Consider the following 26,796-nt stretch of genomic DNA (forward strand, 5'->3'; position numbering starts at 1 on the left):
ACTCACCCCGCGAACATAGCAAGTGAAGATAAGAGTTATGGAATGTGTTATCTGTCAAAACGGTACGACTCGATCGAGTTTCGTAACTGTTACTTTAGAGAGGGATAATTGTATCGTGATTTTAAAACAAGTCCCCGCAGATGTCTGTCAGAATTGCGGGGATTATTATCTAAGCGAGTCGGTTACTGCGGAGGTTTTACAGAAGGCAGAGATTCCAATTAGGTTGACCTCCACTGGCGATTGTGCCAATCCCTATAGCCACTCCGAGCCAGCCGTCTTGAACATTTTCATTGACCCAATCATCGATATTTTTCAAAAACTTGGGTGTAGAGATGCCAGTTAGTTTTTTAAACCAGCCTCCTCCTACTACATTTTCTACCTCGAATTGTGTCAGATACATAAATTCAACTTCGAGCGGTTGTAAGTCATTGACTTTGATGTTAGCCATAATCGATTGATCTCATGTTTGAGGTTGACTAAACATAATCATCCACGATACACATTCAAAACGCAAATGTATTTTGAAATTTAATTAACTTATTTTTGTCTCGAATTTGATCGGCAAGAATACTGCAATCAGGCCGATCGCCGATCTGGTAGGTGGGGTTGACAACGGAAACCCAACATCATCCCCCTATTATTCTTCATGTTATGTGTTGGGTTGCACTTCGTTTAACCCAACCTACGGATTATTTTACTATAAAATTAATACAATATGGATTAATAAAATACCAATAATCCGATTATTATTGAGTGAGCTTATTCAGCATAAAAACAAACAAAGCGATTTTCAATACATACACTTTTAAAAATTACTGAATTTATTCATTAACAGAATTCCCAGTTAATTAAAAAAATAAATAGGGCTTGCTGAATAATGGTAAAACCCTTTTAAAATAAGGCTTTTGACCTGTTAAAATCTGATGTTCATGCTGCGAAAATAGGATTGTGACCTTCAAACACTTGGCATTATCCTTTTTATAGTACACAAGCTGGTACAAAAAAAGGAGGGCAACAAAGCCTGAAACGACCGACGACCGGCTACTGAATCCTGACTCCTAACCCCACCAACAAACTTTTTGCTGCAAACCCTAAATAGGGTTTGCAGCAAAAAGTACGGGCGAAGCATTCGGATAGAAAATCTACGGTTTCACCGATAGGTTACTGCCCGAATGCTTCGCCCCTACAGGACGCGGGCCGATGAAGATGCAAGGTTTTGAACCACGATTCTCTCAAAATCTTGCACCTGTTTCGCTCGTAAAGCCCCAAAACCCTTACTTTGCATACATTTCACATTTATTCAGCAAACCCTAAATAACTCAATTAAGTTAGCTTGGTTGGTTCTCTTTGCTTCCAACAAGACAGGTTCAGAGTTTTTTGTACATAAATTACTTATTTTTGTTTCTTTAAATAGCTTGGAAGCCCGTTGTTTAATCGGTTTTGATGATGTTTTCGCAAAAAACAGTCTTTCAAAAAGAACATAAATAACTCAATTATGTTTTTTTTGTTCGATTTTGATAGTTGATCTGGTGTTAAAAAATTGTTATTGTTTTCTTGAATCAGTAATTTGATTCATTCATTTAGCGAAAATTTGGAGAATACATCTCATGGCTGAAATTAAAATCAATCAACTTGAATCTGAAAAAAACTCTGACGAAATCATTGACTTAAAAGCGAAATCTGCTAAAGATTCACCAGAATTTGTAGCTTTCACAACTATACGTGGTGGATTTACAGGTATGCGAATCGCTCCTAATACCAAATCTCTAAGTCTCTAAGTACATGACAGACATCCACGCTCGAATGCTTGCCAAGCCTGCATTCGTTGTGACGCGAATAAAGAAAAATGGTATAATACCATTTTTCAAAAGTAATGGCAGAGATAGTTAATTTCCCTCACCCCCAACCCCTCTCACCTTCTGGGAGAGGGGAGTAAAGTACCTGCCAGGAATAAAGAAAAATGATATAAGGGACTTCCGCTTGGATAATGTACCTTTTGGGCGAACGCAGTTCGCCCCTACATTGTGGACAAAATCCGTTACTGTCGGGGCGCAAAGCTTGCGCCCTCCGCGCGGAGGGGGTTTGCTGATCACCCTAAGTAGGGGGAGAGCCTTCGAGAACCCCCTTCCAATAAGGGACTTGCGCTTTGATCCTGTGCCATCTGGCTGGTCTGATTCTTCTACAGAGCGATTTTCAAAGCTGGGATATTATTCCCACGCAAGTCCCTAAAGGGTCTCGTTTTTTGGCTTAAAATAAGGGCTCTTCGTTACTTGTTATGGTTTCGATAGGGGGGCATAAATCGACTAAATCCTTATCTGGCAAGAGACTTAATTGATTAGTTCGCTCTAGATAAAAAAGAATTGACAAAAATCGCTAAATGCCTTTCTATATAAGGGTTCCATCCCTTATAACCCCCGTCCATTGCATAACACAAACCGAAGAGCCGATTATATTTTTTGAACTTAAATGATTGTTTTAAGTTCAATTAGTCTTTAAAAATATATTGTTTTTTCTTGCGAGGTTCCATAGTATTAAATTCAGAGAAGTAGCTCGACAAGCCTGACAACTCTTGCCAAGACTTTTCTATTTATAGAGTCAATTACGATCGCGATCGTGTTCCCTAACCAATTCGCTCGTAATTATCCATTGAAAAAGCGGATAAAACTGATGAAATCTCTTCCGCACCAGACACCTACCCTTTGCCCTAGCGCGCGAGAAAATTCGCCGGATAGCGTAATTTTCGGGATCGCGGCGGGAACCGTCGAGGAACCCCGCGTCGCCTATCTCCCGGAAATCCAACCCGTCACCCCAGAAATTCTCGCACTCGCTCAACCCGTCACCCCCACCGAAGTCTTCCGCTTCGCCGCGTCCTGCGCGGAAAAAGAATGCGTTCATTTCGATGGGAAAGATTGTCGCCTCGCGCGCCGGGTGGCACAGGGACTCGCAGAAGTAACCGATATCCTTCCCCCCTGTCGAATCCGGCAAAACTGTCGCTGGTGGTTACAGGAAGGAAAAGCGGCTTGTCTGCGCTGTCCGCAGGTTGTCACTGACAACTATAATCCCTCCGAAATTTACGCGAAGGTTGCCGGGAGCATCTCACCTTTGTAACCCCTAAATCAGGTTTTTATGTCAAGCTATTTTGAAAGCCTTGCTAGAAACCAGTTTTAGGGATAAGTACAATTACTCACTTGCATAAATGAGATGCTCCCAGGTTGCCGAACCCGTTGTTCAGATAGCACAAAGTCAATCTACAAAAAATAGGGGTCTATCATGTCCGTTGAACAAACTAAAGCTTTTTATCAAAGAATTGCAACCGATAAAGATTTTCGTTCTCGGTTTCAAAATCTTGAAAATTGCGAAGAATTTTATAATCTGGTCAAAAAATCAGATTATGACTTTACAGAGCGGGAATTTGAAACTTACACTTGTCAACTTTTAGAAGCAGAATGCTTAAAAGATAAAGTTCAAGATTTAAACGAGCGTGAACTGGCTTCGATTCTAGGAGGGTTTTTAGCGAAAGCATCTATAAGACCCAAATATGGCTCCGTGTCTTTGTCCTGATTGATTTTTGAATTTTTCGCAAAATAGGAGTTTGGTTATGTCTTGTGAACTAGGGAAATGTGAAAGTTCTAATCTGGCCAATAATTACCAAGATTGTTCTTGGATTTTAAGGGAAATCGCCAACGATGAAGAACTAAAATCCCTGACTGAAGAGGATATTAAAGCTATCTTTGGTGGTAATCGTAGTAAGCATCAAGATAAACAACCGTACGGAAGTGTTCGTCCACTTTAGCCTAGTGCGATCGCCTATTTTGTAGGTTGGGTTGACAACGGAAACCCAACATCATCCCCCTATTGTTCTTCATGTTAAGTAGGGAGGCACAATTACTTGTAAGATGGGTTAGCGGTAGCGTAACCCATGCGGGCGTTGGGTTTCATGCTTCAAGCCCACCTACGTTCATCTTATATTTAATTCCACTCACCCACTTATGTGTTGGGTTGCACTTCGTTTAACCCAACCTACGGATTATTTTACTTATAGCGCTTTTCACGTTACTGAGGTATCGACAAGTTTTGCCAACAAAGGGTTTAAGCCCCTTGCCCATGCCTCATTCTGATGAAAACTGCTATAAATAAGTCATTTATTTTGTTTTTTGTACACAATGATATAAACTTGAATATTTTTGAACATAAATAACTTATTTATATTTAATTTGTGATAACGAAAATCAAGGCTTTTTCAGTATCGATAATTTTTTGATGCGCTAGACTAGGAGTAAAATCCTAACCAAATTAGCTTATTTATGTTCAAGTAAGGTGAATTGAGAGGTTGATTTATATTTTTTATAGGCCTAAAATGTAGATTAAATTAGTTGATTAACTAATTCTCTAGAAAGTTTATAAAATAGGAGAATAATCCCAATGACCAACATTTTAATTTTAGACGAGTCTTTAGTCGATCTGTCTGAAGATGAACAAAAAGCTGTAAGAGGTGGAGCCGCATCATGCACCTATGCGAGTAAGACCTATTCCCAAGGTTCCGCAGTCAAACAGGACGATGGTAACATTTACAGATGTCAAGCAGATGGGACTTGGGGAAGAGTAGATCCGGCCAGAGTTTAGGCACTATACTGGTTCATAGGGTTTTAGAGATTGGTTCTATTTCTCATGAAACCCTACTCTCGCCTACTTTTCAAGCTTTTTGTCCTGTACTCAGGTAAGTCATTTACGATCGCGATCGTGTTCCCTAACCAATTCGCTCGTAATTATCCATTGAAAAAGCGGATAAAACTGATGAAATCTCTTCCGCACCAGACACCTACCCTTTGCCCTAGCGCGCGAGAAAATTCGCCGGATAGCGTAATTTTCGGGATCGCCGCGGGAACCGTCGAGGAACCCCGCGTCGCCTATCTCCCAGAAATCCAACCCGTCACCCCAGAAATTCTCGCACTTGCTCAACCCGTCACCCCCACCGAAGTCTTCCGCTTCGCCGCGTCCTGCGCGGAAAAAGAATGCGTTCATTTCGATGGGCAAGATTGTCGCCTCGCGCGCCGGGTGGCACAGGGACTCGCAGAAGTAACCGATATCCTTCCCCCCTGTCGAATCCGGCAAAACTGTCGCTGGTGGTTACAGGAAGGAAAAGCCGCTTGTCTGCGCTGTCCGCAGGTTGTCACTGACAACTATAATCCTTCCGAAATTTTCGTTAAGGTTGCCGAACCCGAATCTTAACCCTATTAAATAGGAGTCTAATTACCATGGCTAAAATTCATATTTCCGATCTACAGGTGAACTCTTTTCAAGAATCTCTTGAAACTGCGATCAATCGCGCGATCGAGACTCGAAACATTCAAGGCGGTTTTGCACAAGCACTGCTAAAACCACCAACAATACTGGGAAAAATAATTTGTCCGCCCATCACTCTCGGAATTATCGCCCTACCGATCCTCCCATCACTCCCGAATATTAAGCAAGGACCCATTTTATAGCGGTTTTCAGTCTAATAAGGTATAGTAAATCCCTTGATAGATAGGCGTTTCAGCGTTTCAATCGGGAATCACTTCTGTGAAAACCGCTATAACCGCCTATCGTTAGATTAGCTGAATCTCCCCCGAGGGAGTTGGGGGGTATTGCCTCTTGCAAGAGTGCCTCATCTCCACAAGCAATTTAAATGCTGAACAGCTTAGGGACTTGCGCTTTGATAATGTACCTTTTGGGCGAACGCAGTTCGCCCCTACATTGTGGACAAAATCCGTTACTGTAGGGGCGCAATGCTTGCGCCCTCCGATCGCTCAGGTTTGCTGATCACCCTAAGTAGGGGGAGAGCCTTCGAGATGTTAGGGACTTGCGCTTTGATCATGTGCCATCTGGCTGGTCTGGTTCTTCTACAGAGCGATTTTCAAAGCTGGGATATTATTCCTACGCAAGTCCCTTATCTACCAACCGTATCCTCCCATCACTCTCAAATTCTAACAGGAGTTAACTTATGGCTCTCGAACAAGTTCACGCTTTTTATCAAAAAGTTGCTTCCGATGAATCCTTCCGTTCCCGAATCCAATCGGTGAATAGCAAAGAAGAATGCAGCGGGATCGTCAAAGCTGCGGGGTTCGATTTCACACCACAGGAATTCGAGGAATACACCGCACGACTTCTAGAGTCCGATCGCCCCGACGAAGAAATTAAAGATTTAAGCGAGGAAGATTTAGCGGCGGTCGCCGGTGGATTTATCGGCGGTATTCTAGTTCACGCGATGTACGGTCTGCCACCCAACCGTCTGCCACCCAACAGTAAATGGCCTATTCCAATCGTTCGACCGATGTACGGATTACCGGCAGATCGTTTCGTGGATTTCTAATTCCAACCGACTCATAAATTTTATCGAGTATTAAACTTCTAAGGAGCTAACTATGTCTTTCGATCGCACCCCGAATTTTACCGAAAAACTAGCAACCGATCCCGATTTTCGTTTAAAGGTTTTGGACGAAATCGCTAACGATGACGAACTCAAAGACTTAACGGAAGAAGACTTAAAAGCGATCGTCGGGGGATGGCTGAACATACACCTATACGGCTCTCCTTATCCGCGTGATTGGTTCCTAAACATAAACATAGGATAATTCCAATGACCGAATACCGTCGCATCAGCTACGCCGTCTGGGAAATCACCCTAAAATGTAACCTCGCCTGTCAGCATTGCGGTTCCCGCGCCGGCCACACCCGTAGCCACGAACTCAGCACTGAAGAAGCCCTCGATCTCGTCCGTCAACTGGCCGAAGTGGGCATCAAAGAAGTCACCCTGATCGGGGGCGAAGCCTTCCTCCGTCCCGACTGGCTCGATATCGCCCGGGCGATCACCAACGCGGGCATGATCTGCGGTGTCACTACCGGCGGCTACGGCATCACCCTCGATACAGCCCAAAAGATGAAAGACGCGGGGATCAAAGTCGTCTCCGTCTCCGTGGACGGATTAGAGGCTACCCACGATCGCCTGCGGGGGAAACCTGGTTCTTGGCAATGGGCGTTCCGCACCATGGGCCACCTAAAACAAGCCGGTATCCCCTTCGGTTGCAATACCCAGATAAATCGTCTTTCTGCCCCTGAATTTCCCCGAATCTACGAAAAAATCCGCGATGCGGGCGTATTCGCGTGGCAGATACAGTTAACCGTGCCGATGGGGAACGCGGCCGATAATTCGGAAATTCTCCTGCAACCCTACGAACTCCTAGAACTATACCCGATGCTCGCCCGTGTCACCGAGCAAGCGCGACGCGAGGGGGTAGACGTACAGCCTGGTAACAATATCGGCTATTACGGCCCCTACGAACGTTTATTGCGGGGAGGGGACGCGTGGACATTCTGGCAGGGGTGTAGTGCCGGACTGGCGGCACTGGGGATCGAGGCCGACGGAGCGATTAAAGGCTGTCCCTCGCTTCCCACCGCGGCCTATACTGGGGGCAATATCCGTGATCGCTCCCTGCGCCAGATTATTGAAGAGGCCGAAGAACTCCGCTTCAACCTCGGCGCGGGAACCCCGAAGGGAACCGATCATCTCTGGGGATTCTGTAAAACCTGCGAGTTCGCCGAACTCTGCCGCGGTGGTTGTAGTTGGACGGCTCATGTTTTCTTTGATCGCCGGGGCAATAACCCCTACTGTCACCACCGAGCGTTAAAACAAGCGGAGAAGGGAATCCGAGAGAGATTTTACCTCGATCGCCCTGCAGCAGGAATTCCCTTCGATAACGGTCAATTCGCGCTGGTAGAAGAACCCTTCCATTCTCCCCTACCCGACGATCCCCTTGCCTTCCGTGCCGATGCGATCCAATGGCCAGAACACTGGCAAGAAAAACCCCTCGTAACCACCTCGAATTGATAAGTATGAACGAGAATATTGACCGTCCCGAACCGATCCTACCCCGATCGGCGTGGGAGAGCCAGATCGCCTATCTCCGGGCTGTATTCCGGGCGAAAAAGGCACTGGATGAAATTGAACGAGTTCAGAACGAGAAGACATGAACGCTCGATCTAATCCGCATCCACTAACCCCTCATCCCTCACTGAATCGCCTGTTTTAAACTACGGCAGAATTCTTCGAGGGATTTTAAACCATCGCTGGGGGAATTATCGGCCAATCAGCACCCCAGTGCGATCGCCAATCTTGTATTGCGATCGCCATCGATTCTTAAGAACCCTTTGCAATCGCCAATGAAAGTGCAAGGGTTTTGAGTCTCTCGGATCGATTTCTCAACGTTTGTTTCTTGCACTTTTTTGGCTAAAAAAGTCCCAAAACCGTTTTCTAGTAAGGCTTCCAGTAATTTTCAGCCAGCCCTAGGGCTGGCTGAATAATGGTAAAACCCTTTTAAAATAAGGCTTTTGACCTGTTAAAGTCCGATGTTCATGCTGCGAAAATAGGATTGGGACTTTCAAAAACCTGGCATTATCCTTCTTGTAGTACATAGTTTGGTACAAAAAACTAGGGCAACAAAGCCTGAAACGACCGGCTACTGACGACTGGCTACTGACGACCGACTCCTACCCCCACCGAAAAACTTTTTCAGCAGACCCTACTTATTAGGTTGATTTTGCCAGGGCCAGCCAATGGAGGTGAAAGATTGCCCGATAGATGGGATTATGGACCTGCAGCCGGCCTTGGTCTTTGATCACTAACCCCGATAAAAGTAACTCTTTTTCTGGGGGGCTATCCTCGGCAATCACCTCTTTTTCCCTTAAAATCCGTTCATAGAGTCTCAGGAGCAACTGGGAGCGATGACTGTTGAGGAGCCGATCGCGAATAGTCCGCAGATGTTCCGGTTCATCCTGAGATTCCCAATTGTCAATGATCTTCTTCTGTACCAAGTCCTCAATCCAGGGGGCCTCACCATTGGGGGGAATCGGTGCGGCAGCGGTGCGAATTAACTGACAGAGTTTTTGGGTCAGAAAAGGTTGACCGTTTGTCCAAGCAAAGACTTCTTTTAAGACAGTTTGCGGGTTACTAACTTTCTCAGCCAATCCGCGCAGTAAAGGCTGGGCTTCGTGTTCCTTAAAACCCTCCAATTGAATCGAATGACCGATATTAAAAGGAGTGATTTGGTGGTCGGTAATTAAATCGGAGGGGGTGACAACACCGAAGAAAGCGAAGGTCAAACGCCGATAGAGCGGGTTAAAACCGCGCTGGTTATAGCAGGAACGAATCAGGGCAAAAAAGTCATTAACTGCGAAATTTAAGCCCAAAACGCTATCAATTTCATCGATAAAAATTGCGATCGGTTTCGGGGGAGAACCCTCCACGATCCCCACTTCCAGCAATAACACTTCTTCGATAAATTCGCCCAAGCGCTGCACTGCCGAGACATCTTCCCGTTCTTGCCACCAAGCTTTGAGATTGACCCTTTTGAGCAGGCCAAAACGTCGCCCTAACTCGAAGGCTATCCCCTTGTACCATTGGTCAGGAGTGACATTTTCGCTGCCGATACGGGTTAAATCAATGGGAGCGCAACAGATGCCCTCGTGTTGGAGGTGATCGATCATGCGTACCATTAAACTAGACTTACCCATTTGACGGGGATTGAGAACATAGCAAAAATCGCCGCGTTTGAGGGCTTTATAGAGATAACGGTCGGCGGCGCGGACCACGTAGGTGGGGGCATCCATGGGTAAACTGCCCCCCACTTGGTAGTCAAAGGTGCTAGATTCTTCGGTGCTTCTGAGCAGTTCGTTTTCAAACAGTAATTCTGCTTGGGTGGCCTTGAGAATTTCTAGGGTTTGGCTGAGTTCTAGGGTGCGCTCCTGCACTTTCTGTTCTAGGGTGCGGCTATACTCGGCTAATTCTTCGGTAAAGCGAATCCGTTCCGCTTCCGCCTGTTTTCGTTCGGTAATATCGGTAAAAGCGGTGATCGCATAGATAATTTCCCCTTTTTCGTCAAAAACGGGCGTGGCATACACTTCTAGGGGAATAATCTTCTCTCCTTGGTGAATTTCTAGATCGTCCATCGTGTTTTTTTCCCCCCTTAAAGCTCGGACAATCGGCTGGTATTCTGTGGGATACAATCGATCGGTTCCAGCTTGATATAACTGATAGGTTTTCCCCAACTGATTAGCCGTGGTGATATCAACTATCCCTTTTCCTAAAATCTCTTGGGCGGTTTGATTGGCATAATAGGGTTGACTGCCGGCATCGAGGATAAATACCCCCACCGGCATGGCTTCTAAAAATTGCGCTAGTTGTCTCTGTTTGGCTTTGATTTCGGCGTAGAGTTTGGCGTTATTAATTGCGATCGCCGCTTGGCTGGAGAGCAGTTGCAGCACTTCCAATCTTTCTTGGGTAAAAGCCCCGACGGTGAGATTATTTTCTAGATAGACAATTCCCCGCAGTTGTCCTTGGTCGAGAAGGGGTGTGCAGAGCAGCGATTTGGTTTGATGGGTTTTAATATAGGAATCATTGCTAAAATTGCCCTCATGGGCAGCATCGTCATTAAGAACGGTTTGACCGCTCCGGGCTACATAGTTAATAATTGAGACGGGAAGATGTTCTTCGATGGCATTAGATTTAAAGACTGTCACCCTATCTTCCTGCACTGAACCGGAGGCTTCGATCAATAGTTGTCCGCCGCTTTCTAGGATAAGATAGCCCAGCTGCGCCCCGGCATTTTCGATGAGAATTTTCATCAGGGTGGCGAGTAATTTATCTAAAACTATCTCGCTAGAAATGGCTTGGGAGGCTTTCATAATCGTGGCTAAATCTAACAGTTCTCCCGCATGACTAACTGAATTTTTTCTGGTGGTAGTTCTCCTAGTTTCGGTCGGGGAATTGGAACCATAATTATTGACCATTAACTGAGAATAGCGGCTTTCTATATCTTTTACTTTAGCTGTTGCTCCCCAAAGAGAATAGAGATAAGCAGCTTCATTGATGTAGGTTTTGGCAATTTTTACTTTACCCCAATCTAGATAGAATTTTGCCGCTAGTTCGTTAGCTAGTGCTTCTTCATTAATGTATTCATTTTCCTTGGCTTTAGCGATGGCTAGTTCGTACTTTTCTATGGCTTCTAGATAGGATTGCTGCACCCGGTCTTTTTCCGCTTGCACTAAATAAAATTTATGGAGATAGTTAGAGGGGGCTTGATTCGCCCATTCCTGTTGCTTTTTCTGATTATTCGTCACTCGTTCTAATATTTGCTGTTTTTGGTCATTATCCAGATAATTATAAATAGCTAAATGGGCGAGGGAATCATAAAAATTATGCAGAGAAATCAAGAAAGTAGCGGTAGCTCCCCCTAGATATTTTTGGGCTTGGTTAGCATTTTCAATGGCTTGTTCGTACTGCCCAAATAGATAACAAAGGGATAATTTATTAACAAATAAAGCGCAGAGACCGTAGAGATCATTAGCCTCTAGATGGTACGGTAACATAAGAGTTTCTTGATAGTATTTTCCTTCTAAACGGCTGGGATTTTCCGAGTGCCCCAGCAGATTTAAAACTGTTTGTCCGTAGATTTTTAGATAGTTGCGGGTGTTTTCTTGTTTGAGCTTAACAAAAGCCAGATCATATTTAGCTATTTCTCGGTCTAATTCTGTTAATTCCTGTCCGATAAAGGCGGAATGAAAACAGTAAAGATAGGCGCAGGTTGTTCCGTAGTATAGATCCCCCATTTCTAAACCAGTTTGATAGGAAGATTTTAACAAAGACAGGGAATTTTTAATCGGTTCTTTCCAGATACTAATAGTGGTGGAAAAGACGGCAATTATTTTCGGCATCAGGGCTTTGGCATGAAATTTATCGGCAATGTTTAAAGCCAATTTTCCAAATTGATAACCCGTTTCCCAATCTTCTAAAAGACCACAAAGAATTAAGCCATAATTAACATAAGTAAAAGCCGCTAGATAACTATTGCCGTACTGAATTGATAAGTTAACCTGTTTTGATACTAGGATGGTTAAGAGATGAGGTGCGGCAATAAAAACAGGAGAAAATATAGCAGCCGCTATCTTCATTATTGCTAATTTTTCTTCTTCATTTATCGGCGGTAAATTAATTAAATCTTCGATATTTCTACTCGCTAATTTTTGCCGAGTTTGAGTGAGTTCTTCCTGGATAGCTGATGATTGTAAGGATTGAGGAATCTCGAAATCTAAGCTTTTGAGGATAGATAAGCCAATTTGTACCGCTTTTAGTTCGTGATTTTGGGCGTGATAGGCTTCGATGATGACTTCATAAACTTTGATTTTATCTAGGGTGGTTTTTGCCTGTTTTAATACGAGATTAGCCCAGCACTGCATCTGCTCAAAATCACCACTTAAATAGGCAATTTCTGTGGCTTCAGAATAAATATTTAAAGTCAGTTGATAGTTATTTTTCCAGCTTGATTTTTTGAGAAGTTTTTGAGCAATTTTAATATATTTTAAGGCTCCAGTTTGGGCATTAGCAGCTTTTGCTTTTTGGGCTGCTAGTAAATTCAATTTGGCCACTGACTCTCGTTCTTTTTCCTCGCTAATTAGTTGATAACCAAGATTGAGATGATCAACTATTTTAAAAATCTTTTCCGATAATTCATTTACAGAAGTATGCTGCCAAAGTAGGCGACCAATTTTTAGATGAATTAAAGATTTTTGACTGTCTTCGATGAGAGCGTAAGCTCCTTGCTGAATACGATCATGAGCAAATTTATATTCTTGAATTAGTAATTGTTCATCTAATTCTGAGAGGGGAATAATTAAACCAGCCTCGCTGCTAGAAGTTAAAATTGGTAAAAGTTCTGGGGGTGATTTTTCAGAGATTACTGCTAGAATATTTAAATTAAACTCTGCCCCAAGACAGGCCGCTAAACTTAAAATTTCCTGGGTTTCGGGAGGCAATTTCTGCATTTTGCCCATCATAAATTGAATCAGATTATCGGTACTGCCAATCCTTTGAATTTGACCGAGATGCCATTGCCAATAGCCCCTATTATTATCGGTTTTAGTGGTTGTTTGCTGCCCCGGTTGGAAAAATAGCAAATTTTCCCAGTAGATAGTTTTGAGAAATTCATTGACAAAAAAAGGATTACCGTGGGTTTTTTGCCAGACTAAAGCGGACAAAGATTGCACATATTCTGGTGAATGATTTAAGGTGTCGGCAATTAACTGATTGACCTGTGCAGGACCCAGAGGTCTTAAAATAACTTGATTGATAATTATGCCCCCCTGCTCTAATTTATCGAGGGTAGCGGTTAGGGGGTGGGTGGAATTAATTTCATTACTGCGATAGGAGCCAATTAAAAATAAATAGTTCATATCGCCATCGAGCATAATTAATTCTATTAACTGGAGACTAGCCAAGTCTGCCCATTGTAAATCATCGAGAAAGATGACCAGGGGATGTTCTGGGGAACAAAAGACCCGAATAAAATTTTTAAAGACTAAATTAAAGCGATTTTGAGTAGCAATCGCTCCTAATTGTAACACCTCTGGTTGTGGACCGATAATTAATTCTAGTTGGGGAATCACATCAATAATAACCCTTGCATTCGCCCCCAAAGACTTTAAGAGTTTTTGTCGCCATAGTTGCAGTTGTGGCTGACTTTCCCCCAAAAGTTGCTTGACGAGATGAGTCAAAGCGCTAATCACGGCAGCAGATGGAATATCGCGCTGAAACTGGTCAAATTTACCGGAGATAAAAAAGCCGCGTTTTTCAGTAATTGGCTGATAAATTTCCCTAACCAAGGTGGTTTTACCCATGCCAGAATAACCCGTAACTAGCATCAGTTCCGTGTGAGGGGAGTTTTCATCCGCGGTGGCTACCCGTTGAAAAGCAGTGAGGAGAGTGGCGATTTCTGCCTCCCTACCGTAGAGTTTTTGGGGAATTTGGAACTGATTGGCTAGATCTTGCCTAGCGATGACAAAATCGTCAATTTTACCCGTTGTTTCCAGTTGTCTTAGAGATTCTTCTAAATCTGCCCGAATACCGTAGGCACTTTGGTATCGTTCCTCGGGGGTTTTAGCCATCAGTTTCCTGATGATTGCCTCCACCACTGGGGGAATTTCCTCCCTGACGAGACTATTAATCTCCAAAGGTTGTTTTGCCAGATGACAGTGAACTAATTCCAAAGCATCGTTAGCCCGAAAAGGTAATTGTCCGGTGAGCAGTTCATAGAAGCTAACACCCAAAGAATAAAAATCTGTACGGTAATCGAGACTGCGATTCATCCGTCCGGTTTGTTCGGGAGAAATATAGGCTAAAGTCCCCTCCAAGACGTTGGGATTTTTTAGCCCGGGATTTTCCCGCTGCAGAACACTGGCAATGCCAAAATCGATGATTTTAATCTGTCCGGTTTCGGGGTTAAGAACTATATTGGCAGGATTAATATCTTTGTGAATAACCTTGGCGTTGTGAATTTTCTCTAAATTAGCCACTATTCGGAGTGCAAGGCTTAAAAAGTCCCTTAAGGCTAGGGTTTTGCCCTCTAGCCATTTTTTTAAGGATACACCCCCGAAATCTTCCAAAATAATCACGGGAGTTCTGCGGTAGGTTTCTAAACCATAGGCTTTAATCGCCCCCTCGAAGTTGAGACCGCAGATGGTTTTATACTCCTGTTTGTAGTGGGTTAGTTGTTGTGCGGTGGGATATTCTTGCTTGAGGATTTTGAGGATAACCGGTTGATTATCGACGGTGCGAATGGCCCGATAGACTTCTGAGTTAACACTTTCGTAGATTTGGGCAAGAATGTCGTATCCTTTGAGAACAATCATTTTTTTGCTTGGCGATTGTAAATGGCTGCGGGTCTCCCCAAGAAAAATTCCACGGGAACCAAGACCAGACTCCGCAAGGCCGAAAGAACTCGATTTATCTGTGAGACGGAAGGACGGGGAGAAGGCAGCACTTGCTCGAAATACTCGGAATGTAAGGTAAAACCAAAGTGAACATCTTCCGGTAAGCTCAGTTTAGCAATCGGTCCGTCCTTGAGATTGTCAGGGTTAAATAACCAAGCTTCTAATACTTTGGTCGGGGTTAAAACCGTCGTCAATAGATAGGCCTGTTCTTGGGGAATAAACTGAATGCTATCTAAAATATAGCCATCAGGACAAACATAAAAATCCAGTAGTTCCCGACCCAAATGTGATACATAAGTATCACTGGCATTTTTTTCTTGGCTAATCTGTTCAGTTAACTGATTCCAATCCTTATCGAGGGGAACCTTGGCTAATACCGAGGGCAAGTCATGACTGGGAAGTTCGGCATCGCTGAGGATGCGATTACTTTGGTCGCGACAATCCATATACTGACGACGACAGATTAATTCGCGCACATAACCGAGATAAATTTGATAAACGGCACTGTATCCCTGTTCCGATTCCCGCGGGTCGGCCGTGTAGAGACTGGTACAGAACCAACCCGGATGGATGAAAGCTTGTTCGCTCATCACCCTGGCATCTTCGATAACCACTTTGCGTAGCACTCCGACATCAAAGGAAAACATCCAGGGGATGCCGTGGTATTCGGGGGGATAACTCTGACCGGTGAAATGTTGGATATCGTCTTTTTCGATCGCTTCGGTTAAACTAATAGTGGCATTTTGGATGGCCACAATCTGAATTTGACCGTTGGTACTATGGTAACTACAAAGGAAGTGATAACTGTCGCCATTGAAGGTAATTAATCGCGAGGGAACGGTGGTTTCTTCTTCCTTGAGGTCTTGACGTTTAACCAGATAAATTTGAGTTTTTGGATAGGTTTCTTCGGGCCTGATTCTGATACCTAATAGTTTGGCTACCCCCATCTGAAAGGGCATATCGGGAATCATGATATAATCTTCGGTGACGATGACCGAATGGGGGCTACCATCGAGGATAGTTCCCTGTAGTTTCCAGGGTTTAAGTTTTTTTTGTTGATCCCAAAGCACAATATATACCGATTTATCTAAATCTTTTAACATACCTCCCGATACCAGTTTTAGCTTTAATTCACAGGTGATAAATTCTTTGGTTTTTTTGTCGTAGAAGGGGTGAGCGGTATTTTCTAGGACTGGGAAAAAAGACAAAGGCACGGAAACAATATGTTGGTCAAAATAACCAATCGGGGTGATAGTATCAAGGGAAACGGGGTCAACTTCCCAGTAACGTCCAGCATCGGCAGTGAGAATTAATCTGGTTTCTTCTAGTTGTTTATCTTCGGCAACTTTTTCTAGTTTAACCATAGCGGTATTCGCTATTTCCGAAGAACCTAAAATGCTGACCACGGCGGGAAAAGTGGCTTGACTAATATTAAATATCGGCAAAACTTTTCGCCAAAAACTATCCCAAGTTTTTAGTTTTTTACTGTGAACGTTAACTTGATTATTTTTCCCTTGCAAGTCCCATTTAATAATTACACCCTCGCCAGAAAACAAATGACGGTCATTTTTTCTATGAAAAGGACAGACGATAAAAACGTATCCCGACAGATTTTCCGGCCAATGTCCCTCAGTAATTGAGGCGACTGCTTGATATAAATTGTTCTCATCTGGTTGACCGAGTTGCGAGCGACTAAAATTACTAACGTTGACAGTATTTTGGACAGTATCTTTGATTGACATATTCATAAGTAGTCGTACAAAATTGATTTACTAGGTTCAAAAGGCACTCATGCAGAAGGCAGCTTTGTTCTTACCACACCCCACACCCTCACTGATAACTGATTACTGTTTACTGATAACTGATAGAGGATTTCACCTCTAAAAAATAGCGTCGATACAATTCATAGCCTGGTACCACTTTATCTCCCGATTGTTTGAGTAGCCCCATACTGCTGAGTTTATAAGCGATAATTGGGTCTAATTGTACCGGTTCCACCGCGCTCATCACTCTATCGAGGGCTTTCGCTAGTTCAGGCTGTTGTTCTAATACCGCCCAATGGCGTCGCAGGTGATGGGCATAAATCCCCGTGACGGAGGTGGCACTGGTTAGTATTTGCGTCATGGTTATTTCCCCCCGACTGAGATAGTAGAGGGCAGTTTGTACCAAAGCTGGATGTCCTCCTACTAGCTCCATCAATTGTTTGACTTTTTCCTGATTTTCCCAGGTGAGTTGATAACGTTGGGCTAATTGCAATACCTCCTCAAGACTAAAATGACTTAGCTGTGCGGGGAATCCGACGTTAAAGGGGGATTGATTGAGTTGCAGGGGGACATAAATTTCTGTGGAATGGACGACGATAAGACGGAGTTTTTGCCAAATAGGTAGGGTTTTGGCTTCCTCGTACCAAGAACGCAGCAGCGGTAAAAAATCCTTGGCCACTTGGGGATGTTCAAACATCTGATTAAGTTCATCGAGGGCGAGGACAATGGGGGCGGTAATCGATTCCAGCAGATAGTCTTGAATGTAGACCGTACAGCTAACCTTGCTGCCTAAATCCTCATCCCAATACTCATCTAATTGCGGTTTTAACTGTAGTTGACGGGCGGCATTGGCACACAACCAGCGCAAAAATTGGTTTAAATCACTCAAAATGGCCTGGTCTACCTGTTCTAAGTTCAAACTCACCGTGCGGTAGCCTTGCTGTTTAGCAAAATCGAGCATTCTCAAAAGTAGGGATGTTTTGCCCATTTCTTTCGGGGCTTTTATCCGCACTAAAGCCCCCGGTTTCTTGATTTCCTGCCTTATCTGTTCTTCGAGGGGAAGACGTTCTAAATAAAATGGGGAACCAAGGGGAACTGCCCCATTAGGATAGGGGGGTAATGTGTCCAATTTTTCGCTCTTGGCTGCGGAATTAACCGGAATTTTGTCTTGAGGGGCTGCTGTTAGCTCAAAATTCAGGGCGGCGATTTCTTGCCAGTCGAGGCATAATCGACGACAAATTTGTTCAAAAGTGGCTTGTTCTACTGGTTTCCCCGTCAGGAAGTTGCTGACAATAGCCAGACTAAATTCAGCTTCTTTCGCTAAGGAGCGTTGACTGCTAAAGCCCTGCTTTTTCACGGCTAATTTAACTTGATTGAGGCAATGTTGTTGTACTCTTAGACGGCTCGATCGGGAATCTCTCATAAGAATTGGGGAATTATGAATTATGAATTATGAATTATGAAGTGGGGTGTGGGGAAGTGGGGAGGTGGGGAGGTGGGGGAATGGGGAAATTGAACTAAAACCCTAAAACCCCAAAACCCCAAAACCCCAACACCTAAAACCTATCTCCTATCTCCTATCTCCTATCTCCTGACTCCTGACTCCTGACTCCTATCTCCTGACTCCTGTCTCCTCACTTCTAACCCAATGGTAGATGTTGGATTTTTGCAGGAGTTCTATTTTTCGACAAACATAAGCAAAAATTATCTATAGACTCCACAAGCTTGAGAATATTTAAATTAACATTCCGCAATATTTATAAATTCTTAAGAATTAATTGAGAAAGATTTTTATTTAACAACGATGTTACAATAGTTACAGCGATTTGATAGAATTTCATAGTGGGTTATTTTGTGCTTTTTTGGGCAGCAATGGTTGAAACCCTTGCCACACCTAGAAGGTAATCCTGATTAAGACGGGTAAATTAGTCAATTTCACCCACAACGATGATCTTTTTTTTGTGTAGTTTTATTGCAAAAAAAAAGTTTTTTTGACAAAAAGCACAAAGTATGCAGGAGTAGTTATTGCAGAGAGGGAGTTGGGGAGTATTTTCAGTTATCAGTAACCAGTAACCAGTAATCAGTGAAAAGAAAACTCATGCGTCTTAGCTTACTGTTCACTGAAAACTCAACACTGATAACTGATCACTGATCACTGATTTTAACCAGATAATTTAGTCAACAATTCCAAGAGTTTTTTACTATTAGGAGTCAAGAGAGTTCGACGATAGGCATCGGCGGCCTTTTTAATTGCTTCCGCTTGGGTGGGATAGGGATGAATAACAGTAGAGAGTTTACTCAGTCCGATTTTAGCAACCATAGCGGTGGTAATTTCGGAAATCATCTCCCCGGCGTGGCTGGCGACGATAGTGGCTCCTAAAATTTGGTCGGAACCTTGTTTGTGAATAATTTTAAAAAAACCTGCTGTTTCGCCATCAGTGATAGCTCGATCGACTATACTCAAAGGAATTTTAATAGTATTAGTGGCCAATCCCCGGGTCTGTGCTTGCTTTTCATCCATACCCACACGGGCGATTTCTGGGTTGGTATAAGTGACCCAAGGCATAACTAAATTACTGAGCTTATTGCGTCCGAAACCGAAGGGAGAAAAGAGAGTATTTTTAATCACAATACGGGCGGCTGCATCGGCGGCATGGGTAAATTTCCAATCCATACAGATATCACCGGCCGCATAAATTTTCGGGTTAGTAGTTTGCAGATAATCATTAACTTTGACTCCCCGACGAGTATCGTATTCCACAGCCACCGCTTCTAAATTTAATCCTGACACATTAGGCTCCCGGCCAGCAGCGACTAAAATCTCGTCAACGGGGATAGTTGCTCCTTGACCGTTGCTAGTATATTCAATGGTTTTACCCTGCTCATTTTTTGTCACCCGTTCAATTTGGCAGGAGAGAATTAATTGCATTCCTTCCCGCAGCAAAGTATTCTCAATAATTTCGGCTGCTTCTTGGTCTTCTTTATTCAAAAGATGGGAATGATTATGAAATAAAATCACCTGCGCGCCTAACCGTTGAAAAGCTTGGGCTAATTCACAACCAAGCGGCCCGCCACCGATAACAGCTAATCGAGGAGGTAATTCTGTGAGGGAAAAAATTGTTTCATTGGTATAAAATCCCGCTTCTTTTAGTCCGGGGATATCGGGATGAAAAGCCCTAGCACCAGTGGCAATGACAGCTTTTTTATAAGCGAGAGTTTTTCCCGCCACTGCCACGGCATTTTGTCCTAAAAAACGAGCGCTACCCAAGAAGACATCGATACCTAGTTTTTGGAAACGTTGCACCGAATCATGAGGGCTAATATCGGCGCGAATTTGCCGCATTCTGGTCATGACTCCAGCAAAATCTACCCTAGTATCCCCAATATTAATTCCTAATTTTTTGGCTTTCTCAATTTCCCCGATAATTCTAGAGGAACGAATCAGACATTTAGAAGGAATACAACCGAAATTGAGGCAATCTCCCCCCATGAGATGTTTTTCCACTAAAGCCACTTTTAAACCTATATCTAAACCCGCAGCACCAGCCGCTACGACTAAACCCGCAGTACCCGCACCAATGACGACTAAATCATAACAATCTTGGGGTTGTGGATTGAGCCAATCGGCAGGATGAACATAATTAACTAATTTTTGATTATGTTCGTCCATGGGGAGAACATTAACTTCACTGGAGCTATTTTGAAACATAATAAAGTAGTTATCTTAATGGTGAGATACGAAGTTTTCGTTTTGGGGAGTCAGGAGATAGGAGTCAGGAGTCGGGAGATAGGTTTTAGGTTTTAGGTTTTGGGGTTTTGGGGTTTTGGGGTTTTAGTTCAATTTCCCCACTTCCCCACTTCCCCATTCCCCCACTTCCCCATTCCCCCACTTCCCCATTCCCCCACTTCCCCAACCTCTGACTGATAACTGATGACTATTCACTGATAACTGATGCCAGGGCCTGACGGGCAATTTTTGTGACGTAGAGGGTGACAGCAACGGTAGCGATAAAACCGATCAGGCGAATAGTCCATTGTAAAACTGGGTTAGTGGCTGGTGCCGAGGTCCCGATAGTGGCAAGATTGCCGGCTAAAGAGCCAATATAGACATACATTATTGTCCCCGGAATCATGCCTGCGGAACCTAGTAGATAATCTTTCAGGGAAACCCCGGTGACACCATAGGCATAATTGAGCAGATTAAAAGGAAATATGGGAGATAACCGGGTTAAAAGCACTATTTTTAAGCCTTCTTTCCCCACAGCTTCATCGATAGCTTGAAATTTATTATTACCTTGAATTTTTTCCGCGACCCAACCTCTAGCCAGATAACGTCCCACCAGAAAAGCGACAGTAGAGCCGATAGTTGCCCCGATAAAGACGTAAAAAGAGCCTAAAACCAGGCCAAAAACCACACCAGCCCCGAAAGTCAGGATTGAACCTGGAAAAAAGGCCACAGTAGCTAGAATATAGATAATTATAAACGCGATCGCTCCCACGCCTCCCAAACTATCCACCCAAGTTAAGGCATTGAAAAGAATAGTTTGAGGATTAAAACCGGTGGAGGCACTGGATTGGAGGGCAAAAGCGGGGGGAGTAGTCAGGAGAAAAGTACCGCTAAAGGCGATTAGCAGCGGCAAATAACGGCAAATAACCAGCTTTTTCCAGTTGCTGGACTGGGAAATAATCATCACAAGTCCCTAAAAAGAGAATAAAAGAGAGATTAAACTACAGAAGCGAATTAAATAGAACTGGGGGCTATTCTACCCTAGTTATCATTGTTTAGACCAGAAAGCCAATCCTGAAAATTCCCAGAAAATCCCAGTCTTTCTGAGAAGATAGGACGAGCAACAGCCCAGTAATTTTTGCTGTTTACTTGATATTACACCTTGCCGTCTCTGGGGAAAAAATGTCACAATTAGAAATAATTAGCATTGGATATAGCAATCAATCTATGAAAATCATCCCCAAGGTCAAAGCCCCCACCTTCCTGCAAATGGCACAATGGATCATTAATCCTGTAGCTTTTATGGAAAATGCCGCCCGCAACCATGGCGATATTTTTAGCACGAAAGTGGGTTTAACTGTAGATAATTTTATCTTTGTCAGTAGTCCTGCAGCCCTACAACAGCTTTTAACTAATGACCGTAAACAATTCTCGGCCCCGGGGGAAGCCAATCGGATTATTGCCCCGATTATTGGTGATTATTCCGTCGTCATGTTAGACGGAGACATCCACAAAAAACGCCGTCAGCTTTTATTGCCACCTTTTCACGGGGAAAGAATGCGTTTCTACGGCGATTTAATCCGCGATATTACCCTGAGAGTAATGGCAGAATTGCCCCAGAATCAACCTTTAAAAGCCCGTTCAGCAACCACAGCGATTGCTTTACAAGTAATTATGGAGGCAGTTTTTGGAATTAGTCAAGGGGAACGTTATCAAACCCTGAAAAAAATTCTGGCTGAAATGCTCGATATTTTTAACTCTCCGGTGATGGCTTCTTTGCTATTTTTCCCCATTTTGCGGGCTGATTTTGGTTCCTGGAGTCCCTGGGGAAAATACCAGCGTTCCCAAGAAAAAATTGATGATATTATCTATACAGAAATTGCCGAAAGAAAAGCTAATCCTAACACCAATCGCACCGATATTTTATCACTACTGATGTCGGCCCAAGATGAAGAAGGCAACCCGATGAGTGATAAGGAATTGCGCGATGAATTAATGACCTTATTATTCGCAGGTCATGAAACCACGGCCACTGCTATGTCTTGGGTGCTATACTGGACCCATCGCTACCCAGAAATTAAAGCAAAAATTATCCAAGAAATAGCCACTTTAGGAGATAATCCTAACCCCATTGATATAACTCGATTACCCTATCTTTCGGCGGTTTGTTCGGAAACTTTACGCATTCATCCCGTGGGAATGTTAACTTTTCCGCGAGCAGTGGAAGAACCGGTAGAACTAGATGGTTATTCTTTAGAAAAAGGGACAATTCTTATGGGTTGTATTTATCTAGCTCATCACCGCGAGCAAACTTTCCCCGATTCCCATACTTTTAAACCAGAACGCTTTTTAGAACAACAATTCACCCCCTACGAATATATACCTTTTGGTGGTGGAGCGCGTCGTTGTATCGGGGAAGTTTTAGCTATCTACGAGATGAAAATCGCTATCGCCACAATTTTGGCCAATTATCAGCTAACTCTAGTTAATAATACCCCCGAAAAACCCAGCCGCCGCGGTGTCACCCTTGCTCCCTCGCGAGGAGTTCCCATGGTCTTAAAAGGACGACGGGAACCTCTGGTGACTGCCCCGATGCTCGCCGAAATTTCTTAACAAAACTGACAAACTATTGTACAATCAGAGTTGTGGTATCCTCTATCATAACTCTGTTTTTTTGTCAATAAAATTGGGGATAATTATGGTCTTAATTCGTTTAGCTAAATCTTGGCAAATTTCCGAAAATGAAGTTACTTCTGAAAGTGTTTATTTTAACCGTCGTCGCTTTTTACAGGGGTTAATCGGAGCAGGAATTGCGGGGAGTTCACTGTTATTAACTGGTTGTGGTAAATCCTCCTCCTCGGAAGCTTTAGAAGAAAGTTTGCAATTACCTAAAATTGAAGGGTTCAGCAAAAATCCGCAGTTTTTAACGGTAAATCGCCCCATAGTTGCCGAAACTGTAGCGGGGAGATATAACAATTTTTATGAGTTCGGAGGGGGCAAAAATATCTGGTTAAAAGCGCAGAAATTACCCACGAATCCCTGGACGGTAGAAGTGGGAGGATTGGTAAAAAATCCCCAAACCTACGATATAGATACTATTAAAAAAACCTTTTCTCTCGAAGAAAGAATCTATCGTTTTCGTTGTGTGGAAGCTTGGTCAATGGTGTTACCTTGGCTGGGTTTTCCCATGAGTGCTTTAATCGCGGCAGTGGAACCAAAACCAGAAGCTAAATTCGTCCGTTTTACTTCCTTTTATGATCCCGAAATTACTAAGGGGCCAGGATTACATTTAGGAGCCTTACCCTGGCCCTATGCAGAAGGTTTAAGAATTGAAGAAATGGCCAACGAATTAGCTTTCTTTGCCGTGGGAATTTTCGGGCATGATTTACCGAAACAACAGGGCGCACCCTTGCGAATGGTTATTCCTTGGAAATACGGTTTTAAAGGAGCAAAATCGATAGTAAAAATTGAATTTACCGCCAAACAACCCGCCACCTACTGGAACACAATTGACGCTCACGAATACGATTTTGAGGCTAATGTAAACCCCAGTAAACCCCATCCCCGTTGGTCGCAAGCAACGGAGAAATTTATCGGCAGTAGCAGTGATTTATCTTGGGAAATTATCGAAACTTTGCCCTATAATGGCTACGGTGAATATGTGGCTAGTTTGTATAGTTAAGTTTTATGATTATCCCCGTTTTATTTAGTTTAAGTGAGTATTTATGGAAAATAAAACTCTGTACGAACAAGACTTTTATCTCTGGATTAGAACCACTATTAATCAACTGCAAGCGAGACAGTTTGAGCGGGTAGATTTAGAGAATTTACTGGAGGAGTTAGCAAGTATGGGAAGGAGTGAAAAGCGCAAAATCGAAAATCTTTTGATTCAATTACTGGTACATTTGCTGAAACTAACCTACTGGACAGGAGAAAAAGCTAGAAATGAGGGTCACTGGAAAGGGGAAATTAGAAACTTTCGCCGACAAATAATCAAAGAAGTTAAAGATAGCCCTAGTCTCAAACCCTATCTTTTGGAAATCTTTGAGGAATGCTATCAATTTGCTAGAAAAGATGCTAGTGATCGCTCTCAATTACCCCTCGATACTTTCCCCGCTATTCCCCTTGGTTCCCTTGAACAAATTCTCGATGAAGATTGGTTTCCCAGTAATAACCATGAGTAATATCTAGAGGTCAATTATGGACAATAAAACTCTGTACGAACAAGACTTTTATCTCTGGATTAGAACCACTATTAATCAACTGCAAGCGAGACAGTTTGAGCGGGTAGATTTAGAGAATTTACTGGAGGAGTTAGCAAGTATGGGAAGGAGTGAAAAGCGCAAAATCGAAAATCTTTTGATTCAATTACTGGTACATTTGCTGAAACTAACTTACTGGACAGGAGAAAAATCTAGAAATGAGGGTCACTGGAAAGGGGAAATTATCAACTTTCGCCGACAAATAATCGAAGAAATTAAAGATAGCCCTAGTTTAAAACCCTATATTCTGGAAATCTTTGAGGAATGCTATCAATTTGCTAGAAAAGAGGCTCAAGTTAGAACTCAATTACCTCTTGATACTTTCCCCCCTATTCCCATTGGTTCCCTTGAACAAATTCTCGATGAAGATTGGTTTCCCACTAATGACCACGAGTAATATATAGAGGTAAATTATGGATAATAAAACCATGTACGAAGAAGACTTTTATCTCTGGATTAGAACTACTATTAATCAACTGCAAGCGAGACAGTTTGAGCGGGTAGATTTAGAGAATTTACTAGAGGAATTAGCAAGTATGGGGAGAAGTGAAAAACGCACAATCAAAAGTCTGTTAACCCGATTATTAGAACATTTACTTAAACTCAAATATTGGACAGCAGAAAGAGAGAGAAACGAAGGTCACTGGAAGGGAGAGATTAGAACTTTTCGTCTCGATATATTAGATGAACTTAAAGATAGTCCTAGTCTGAAACCCTATCTTTTAGAAATTTTCGATGAATGTTATCTTTCAGCCCGAAAAAATGCCAGTGATCGCTCTCAATTACCCCTCGATACTTTCCCCGCTATTGCCATTGGTTCCCTTGAACAAATTCTCGATGAAGATTGGTTTCCTGCGGGCGATAATCTGGAAATATAGCCATCAGTTAGACTGCTCCATACTGCTGTAACAAAAAACAACTATCCCCCGATAGCGATCGCTAAAGGTCGAATAATTGTAAGTTTTTGTCAAGGGGTGCGGTCAGATATAGGAATCATCGCTAGAATGAGCCTAATTGTCAGGAATTTAGTTAAACAAGGTTTTTGGCAGCTAATCTGGCTAACACGCTTTTGGGTGTGATATAGGGAAAAGTTCTTGCAATCGCGCCTAAATAGAGTGTTATACAGAAAGTTTCCGCATAATATGTAGTTAGGCAGACGCAATCCAATGTGTATCTTTTCTCACGACGTTCAACAGGTGTCCAACACGAAGATCTACGCTCGCCTGAATGGCGACCGTCAGCACTTAGTGTATGAGATGCGCCTAACGTCGGAATCCGACGTGGCGATGATCCTCCCGTTGCCAACTCAATTGCCGAGTACGGACCAAGTAAGTTTCGTAAACCTTTCTGGTTACGACGGCTTTTTTCGCGACATGGATCGATGCTTCCCGATGCTGGAAGTGCGTAGCAAAGGCGTCGCTTTCGCGGGAGCGAGTCCTAAAAATCTCATGGTTCATCGAGTTGGCGCGTTTGACGCTTCGTTCGTACCCGCACTCGCGGATTTTCACAGACTTGATCTTCGATTTCGCCTTCCAGAGGATGTTTGGAAACAGCTGCCGCTTTACAGTGACTTTGGTTTTGCCGTCTTTCAGCTTCGATCTGGAGACATGCGGATCCATCCCATGGCATTGTCGTTTAGGACGCGGAATTCAACGGCCCTTTTCTTCCCGACTGCCCACGTCCATGATGGAAGCGTTCATCCCGTGGCGCAATTCGATCACTCCCTTTACGCACAGGCGGGAGCGTCCCAATGGCGTCGGAATCCGACGTGGCGATATCCTCCCGTTGGGGACCTGCGATCGATTTCTGAGTGGGTGCACGGGTCATTCCTGCCTTGCGACGTTATGAACTTCGGCAACTCTATCATGTCAGATAAGACCAAGGGTCTCGTTGATCCACTGACGCCTGTTGCCCGCTGCAAGTTGGCTGGCCCATTGCCAAACCGGGATACCTGGCTACCTGTGTAACCGCTGGCTAACCGATCGTTGCAGCTGCCGATGCCGCGAGCGTCACTTTGCTCCTAGACATGGCAGTGCGATGCCGAAGGCACTGCGTAGCAGTACGCAATCGCCGTAGGGTGCGTTCCCTAATGTGGCTCCTACTGCTCCAGCGATCGATTTGGCGTTGTCAGGTGTAAAGATGAATCAAGCAAAAGGGCGTTGTCAGATCAGAATATGAAGAATGAATTGCGACACAACGAGAGCCTTACTCTTAAAGCGTTTTCAAGTCTGCTCTGATGCGCCAT

21 protein-coding genes and 1 pseudogene are annotated in these 26,796 nt (G+C 43.6%); 16 read left to right on the forward strand and 6 right to left on the reverse strand.

The annotated features are described in order from the left end of the window. Positions 1-37 precede the first annotated feature (37 nt). Positions 38-211 (forward strand): annotated as a pseudogene (locus GQR42_RS29360) (type II toxin-antitoxin system MqsA family antitoxin); the annotation flags it as partial. Here the strand turns inward: GQR42_RS29360 and GQR42_RS27370 are convergent. Continuing rightward, a complete protein-coding gene (locus GQR42_RS27370) occupies positions 197-448 on the reverse strand; it encodes a hypothetical protein (RefSeq protein WP_199273378.1) in 252 nt (83 codons plus the stop codon). The pseudogene GQR42_RS29360 and the gene GQR42_RS27370 overlap by 15 nt on opposite strands. Positions 449-1,607: 1,159 nt before the next feature. On the opposite strand from GQR42_RS27370, the gene GQR42_RS27375 reads away from it, so the two are divergent. The 10 genes from GQR42_RS27375 to GQR42_RS02080 all read left to right on the forward strand — a co-directional run bounded on the left by GQR42_RS27375 (position 1,608) and on the right by GQR42_RS02080 (position 7,867). Continuing rightward, positions 1,608-1,778, forward strand: a complete 171-nt coding sequence (locus GQR42_RS27375) for a hypothetical protein (RefSeq protein WP_199273256.1) — start codon at positions 1,608-1,610, stop codon at positions 1,776-1,778. An 889-nt stretch (positions 1,779-2,667) separates the two neighbouring features. Next, positions 2,668-3,108, forward strand: coding sequence for a nitrogen fixation protein (locus tag GQR42_RS02040; protein WP_158198708.1), 441 nt, complete (start codon positions 2,668-2,670; stop codon positions 3,106-3,108). A gap of 162 nt (positions 3,109-3,270) precedes the next feature. Next, complete coding sequence (locus GQR42_RS02045; protein WP_158198709.1) at positions 3,271-3,561, forward strand: Nif11-like leader peptide family natural product precursor; 291 nt, start codon at positions 3,271-3,273, stop codon at positions 3,559-3,561. 37 nt (positions 3,562-3,598) lie between these two features. Continuing rightward, positions 3,599-3,793, forward strand: a complete 195-nt coding sequence (locus tag GQR42_RS02050; protein ID WP_158198710.1) for a hypothetical protein — start codon at positions 3,599-3,601, stop codon at positions 3,791-3,793. Positions 3,794-4,422: 629 nt separating this feature from the next. Continuing rightward, the gene (locus GQR42_RS02055; protein ID WP_158198711.1) at positions 4,423-4,623 is read left to right on the forward strand and encodes a DUF1496 domain-containing protein; all 201 of its coding nucleotides are present in this window, start codon (positions 4,423-4,425) and stop codon (positions 4,621-4,623) included. Positions 4,624-4,794: 171 nt separating this feature from the next. Continuing rightward, positions 4,795-5,229, forward strand: coding sequence for a nitrogen fixation protein (locus GQR42_RS02060; protein ID WP_158198712.1), 435 nt, complete (start codon positions 4,795-4,797; stop codon positions 5,227-5,229). 26 nt (positions 5,230-5,255) lie between these two features. Continuing rightward, the gene (locus GQR42_RS02065; protein WP_158198713.1) at positions 5,256-5,486 is read left to right on the forward strand and encodes a hypothetical protein; all 231 of its coding nucleotides are present in this window, start codon (positions 5,256-5,258) and stop codon (positions 5,484-5,486) included. Between the two features lie 497 nt (positions 5,487-5,983). Beyond that, complete coding sequence (locus GQR42_RS02070) at positions 5,984-6,352, forward strand: Nif11-like leader peptide family natural product precursor (protein ID WP_158198714.1); 369 nt, start codon at positions 5,984-5,986, stop codon at positions 6,350-6,352. 52 nt (positions 6,353-6,404) lie between these two features. Further along, the gene (locus GQR42_RS02075) at positions 6,405-6,614 is read left to right on the forward strand and encodes a hypothetical protein (protein WP_158198715.1); all 210 of its coding nucleotides are present in this window, start codon (positions 6,405-6,407) and stop codon (positions 6,612-6,614) included. A gap of 5 nt (positions 6,615-6,619) precedes the next feature. Then, complete coding sequence (locus GQR42_RS02080) at positions 6,620-7,867, forward strand: nif11-class peptide radical SAM maturase 3 (protein WP_158198716.1); 1,248 nt, start codon at positions 6,620-6,622, stop codon at positions 7,865-7,867. A 698-nt stretch (positions 7,868-8,565) separates the two neighbouring features. Here the strand turns inward: GQR42_RS02080 and GQR42_RS02085 are convergent. From GQR42_RS02085 to GQR42_RS02105, 5 genes are all read right to left on the reverse strand, one after another. Further along, complete coding sequence (locus GQR42_RS02085; protein WP_158198717.1) at positions 8,566-14,718, reverse strand: AAA family ATPase; 6,153 nt, start codon at positions 14,716-14,718, stop codon at positions 8,566-8,568. Then, entirely contained in the window at positions 14,715-16,547 is a 1,833-nt protein-coding gene (locus GQR42_RS02090; protein WP_158198718.1) for a carotenoid oxygenase family protein, read from the reverse strand. The genes GQR42_RS02085 and GQR42_RS02090 overlap by 4 nt, the downstream gene beginning before the upstream one ends. 103 nt (positions 16,548-16,650) lie before the next feature. After that, entirely contained in the window at positions 16,651-17,985 is a 1,335-nt protein-coding gene (locus tag GQR42_RS02095; RefSeq protein WP_158198719.1) for an AAA-like domain-containing protein, read from the reverse strand. A 738-nt stretch (positions 17,986-18,723) separates the two neighbouring features. After that, the gene (locus GQR42_RS02100; protein ID WP_158198720.1) at positions 18,724-20,271 is read right to left on the reverse strand and encodes a mercuric reductase; all 1,548 of its coding nucleotides are present in this window, start codon (positions 20,269-20,271) and stop codon (positions 18,724-18,726) included. Positions 20,272-20,497: 226 nt separating this feature from the next. Next, on the reverse strand, positions 20,498-21,253 hold the full coding sequence (locus GQR42_RS02105) for a TVP38/TMEM64 family protein (RefSeq protein ID WP_158198721.1): 756 nt from the start codon (positions 21,251-21,253) through the stop codon (positions 20,498-20,500). A gap of 263 nt (positions 21,254-21,516) precedes the next feature. On the opposite strand from GQR42_RS02105, the gene GQR42_RS02110 reads away from it, so the two are divergent. From GQR42_RS02110 to GQR42_RS02130, 5 genes are all read left to right on the forward strand, one after another. Beyond that, positions 21,517-22,902, forward strand: a complete 1,386-nt coding sequence (locus GQR42_RS02110; RefSeq protein ID WP_158202337.1) for a cytochrome P450 — start codon at positions 21,517-21,519, stop codon at positions 22,900-22,902. Positions 22,903-22,987: 85 nt separating this feature from the next. After that, the gene (gene msrP / locus GQR42_RS02115; RefSeq protein WP_158198722.1) at positions 22,988-23,971 is read left to right on the forward strand and encodes a protein-methionine-sulfoxide reductase catalytic subunit MsrP; all 984 of its coding nucleotides are present in this window, start codon (positions 22,988-22,990) and stop codon (positions 23,969-23,971) included. Between the two features lie 43 nt (positions 23,972-24,014). After that, complete coding sequence (locus GQR42_RS02120) at positions 24,015-24,473, forward strand: DUF29 domain-containing protein (RefSeq protein WP_158198723.1); 459 nt, start codon at positions 24,015-24,017, stop codon at positions 24,471-24,473. 16 nt (positions 24,474-24,489) lie between these two features. After that, positions 24,490-24,948, forward strand: coding sequence for a DUF29 domain-containing protein (locus tag GQR42_RS02125; RefSeq protein WP_104395919.1), 459 nt, complete (start codon positions 24,490-24,492; stop codon positions 24,946-24,948). Between the two features lie 16 nt (positions 24,949-24,964). Beyond that, positions 24,965-25,429 (forward strand): DUF29 domain-containing protein, encoded by a 465-nt coding sequence (locus GQR42_RS02130; protein ID WP_158198724.1) that lies wholly within the window; start codon positions 24,965-24,967, stop codon positions 25,427-25,429. The last annotated feature ends 1,367 nt before the right edge of the window (positions 25,430-26,796 follow it).

This window comes from Microcystis aeruginosa FD4 (assembly GCF_009792235.1).
Lineage (GTDB): Bacteria > Cyanobacteriota > Cyanobacteriia > Cyanobacteriales > Microcystaceae > Microcystis > Microcystis viridis.

Excerpts from the sequence above, each read along its gene's own strand:
- GQR42_RS02070 (WP_158198714.1), top strand. The coding sequence starts at position 5,984 with ATGGCTCTCGAACAAGTTCACGCTTTTTATCAAAAAGTTGCTTCCGAT.
- GQR42_RS02075 (WP_158198715.1), top strand. The coding sequence starts at position 6,405 with ATGTCTTTCGATCGCACCCCGAATTTTACCGAAAAACTAGCAACCGAT.
- msrP (WP_158198722.1), top strand. The coding sequence starts at position 22,988 with ATGGTCTTAATTCGTTTAGCTAAATCTTGGCAAATTTCCGAAAATGAA.
- GQR42_RS02130 (WP_158198724.1), top strand. The coding sequence starts at position 24,965 with ATGGATAATAAAACCATGTACGAAGAAGACTTTTATCTCTGGATTAGA.
- GQR42_RS02085 (WP_158198717.1), bottom strand. The coding sequence starts at position 14,718 with ATGATTGTTCTCAAAGGATACGACATTCTTGCCCAAATCTACGAAAGT.
- GQR42_RS02120 (WP_158198723.1), top strand. The coding sequence starts at position 24,015 with ATGGAAAATAAAACTCTGTACGAACAAGACTTTTATCTCTGGATTAGA.
- GQR42_RS02065 (WP_158198713.1), top strand. The coding sequence starts at position 5,256 with ATGGCTAAAATTCATATTTCCGATCTACAGGTGAACTCTTTTCAAGAA.
- GQR42_RS27375 (WP_199273256.1), top strand. The coding sequence starts at position 1,608 with ATGGCTGAAATTAAAATCAATCAACTTGAATCTGAAAAAAACTCTGAC.
- GQR42_RS02100 (WP_158198720.1), bottom strand. The coding sequence starts at position 20,271 with ATGTTTCAAAATAGCTCCAGTGAAGTTAATGTTCTCCCCATGGACGAA.
- GQR42_RS02045 (WP_158198709.1), top strand. The coding sequence starts at position 3,271 with ATGTCCGTTGAACAAACTAAAGCTTTTTATCAAAGAATTGCAACCGAT.
- GQR42_RS02090 (WP_158198718.1), bottom strand. The coding sequence starts at position 16,547 with ATGAATATGTCAATCAAAGATACTGTCCAAAATACTGTCAACGTTAGT.
- GQR42_RS02055 (WP_158198711.1), top strand. The coding sequence starts at position 4,423 with ATGACCAACATTTTAATTTTAGACGAGTCTTTAGTCGATCTGTCTGAA.
- GQR42_RS02110 (WP_158202337.1), top strand. The coding sequence starts at position 21,517 with ATGAAAATCATCCCCAAGGTCAAAGCCCCCACCTTCCTGCAAATGGCA.
- GQR42_RS27370 (WP_199273378.1), bottom strand. The coding sequence starts at position 448 with ATGGCTAACATCAAAGTCAATGACTTACAACCGCTCGAAGTTGAATTT.
- GQR42_RS02060 (WP_158198712.1), top strand. The coding sequence starts at position 4,795 with ATGAAATCTCTTCCGCACCAGACACCTACCCTTTGCCCTAGCGCGCGA.
- GQR42_RS02095 (WP_158198719.1), bottom strand. The coding sequence starts at position 17,985 with ATGAGAGATTCCCGATCGAGCCGTCTAAGAGTACAACAACATTGCCTC.
- GQR42_RS02125 (WP_104395919.1), top strand. The coding sequence starts at position 24,490 with ATGGACAATAAAACTCTGTACGAACAAGACTTTTATCTCTGGATTAGA.
- GQR42_RS02040 (WP_158198708.1), top strand. The coding sequence starts at position 2,668 with ATGAAATCTCTTCCGCACCAGACACCTACCCTTTGCCCTAGCGCGCGA.
- GQR42_RS02080 (WP_158198716.1), top strand. The coding sequence starts at position 6,620 with ATGACCGAATACCGTCGCATCAGCTACGCCGTCTGGGAAATCACCCTA.
- GQR42_RS02050 (WP_158198710.1), top strand. The coding sequence starts at position 3,599 with ATGTCTTGTGAACTAGGGAAATGTGAAAGTTCTAATCTGGCCAATAAT.
- GQR42_RS02105 (WP_158198721.1), bottom strand. The coding sequence starts at position 21,253 with ATGATTATTTCCCAGTCCAGCAACTGGAAAAAGCTGGTTATTTGCCGT.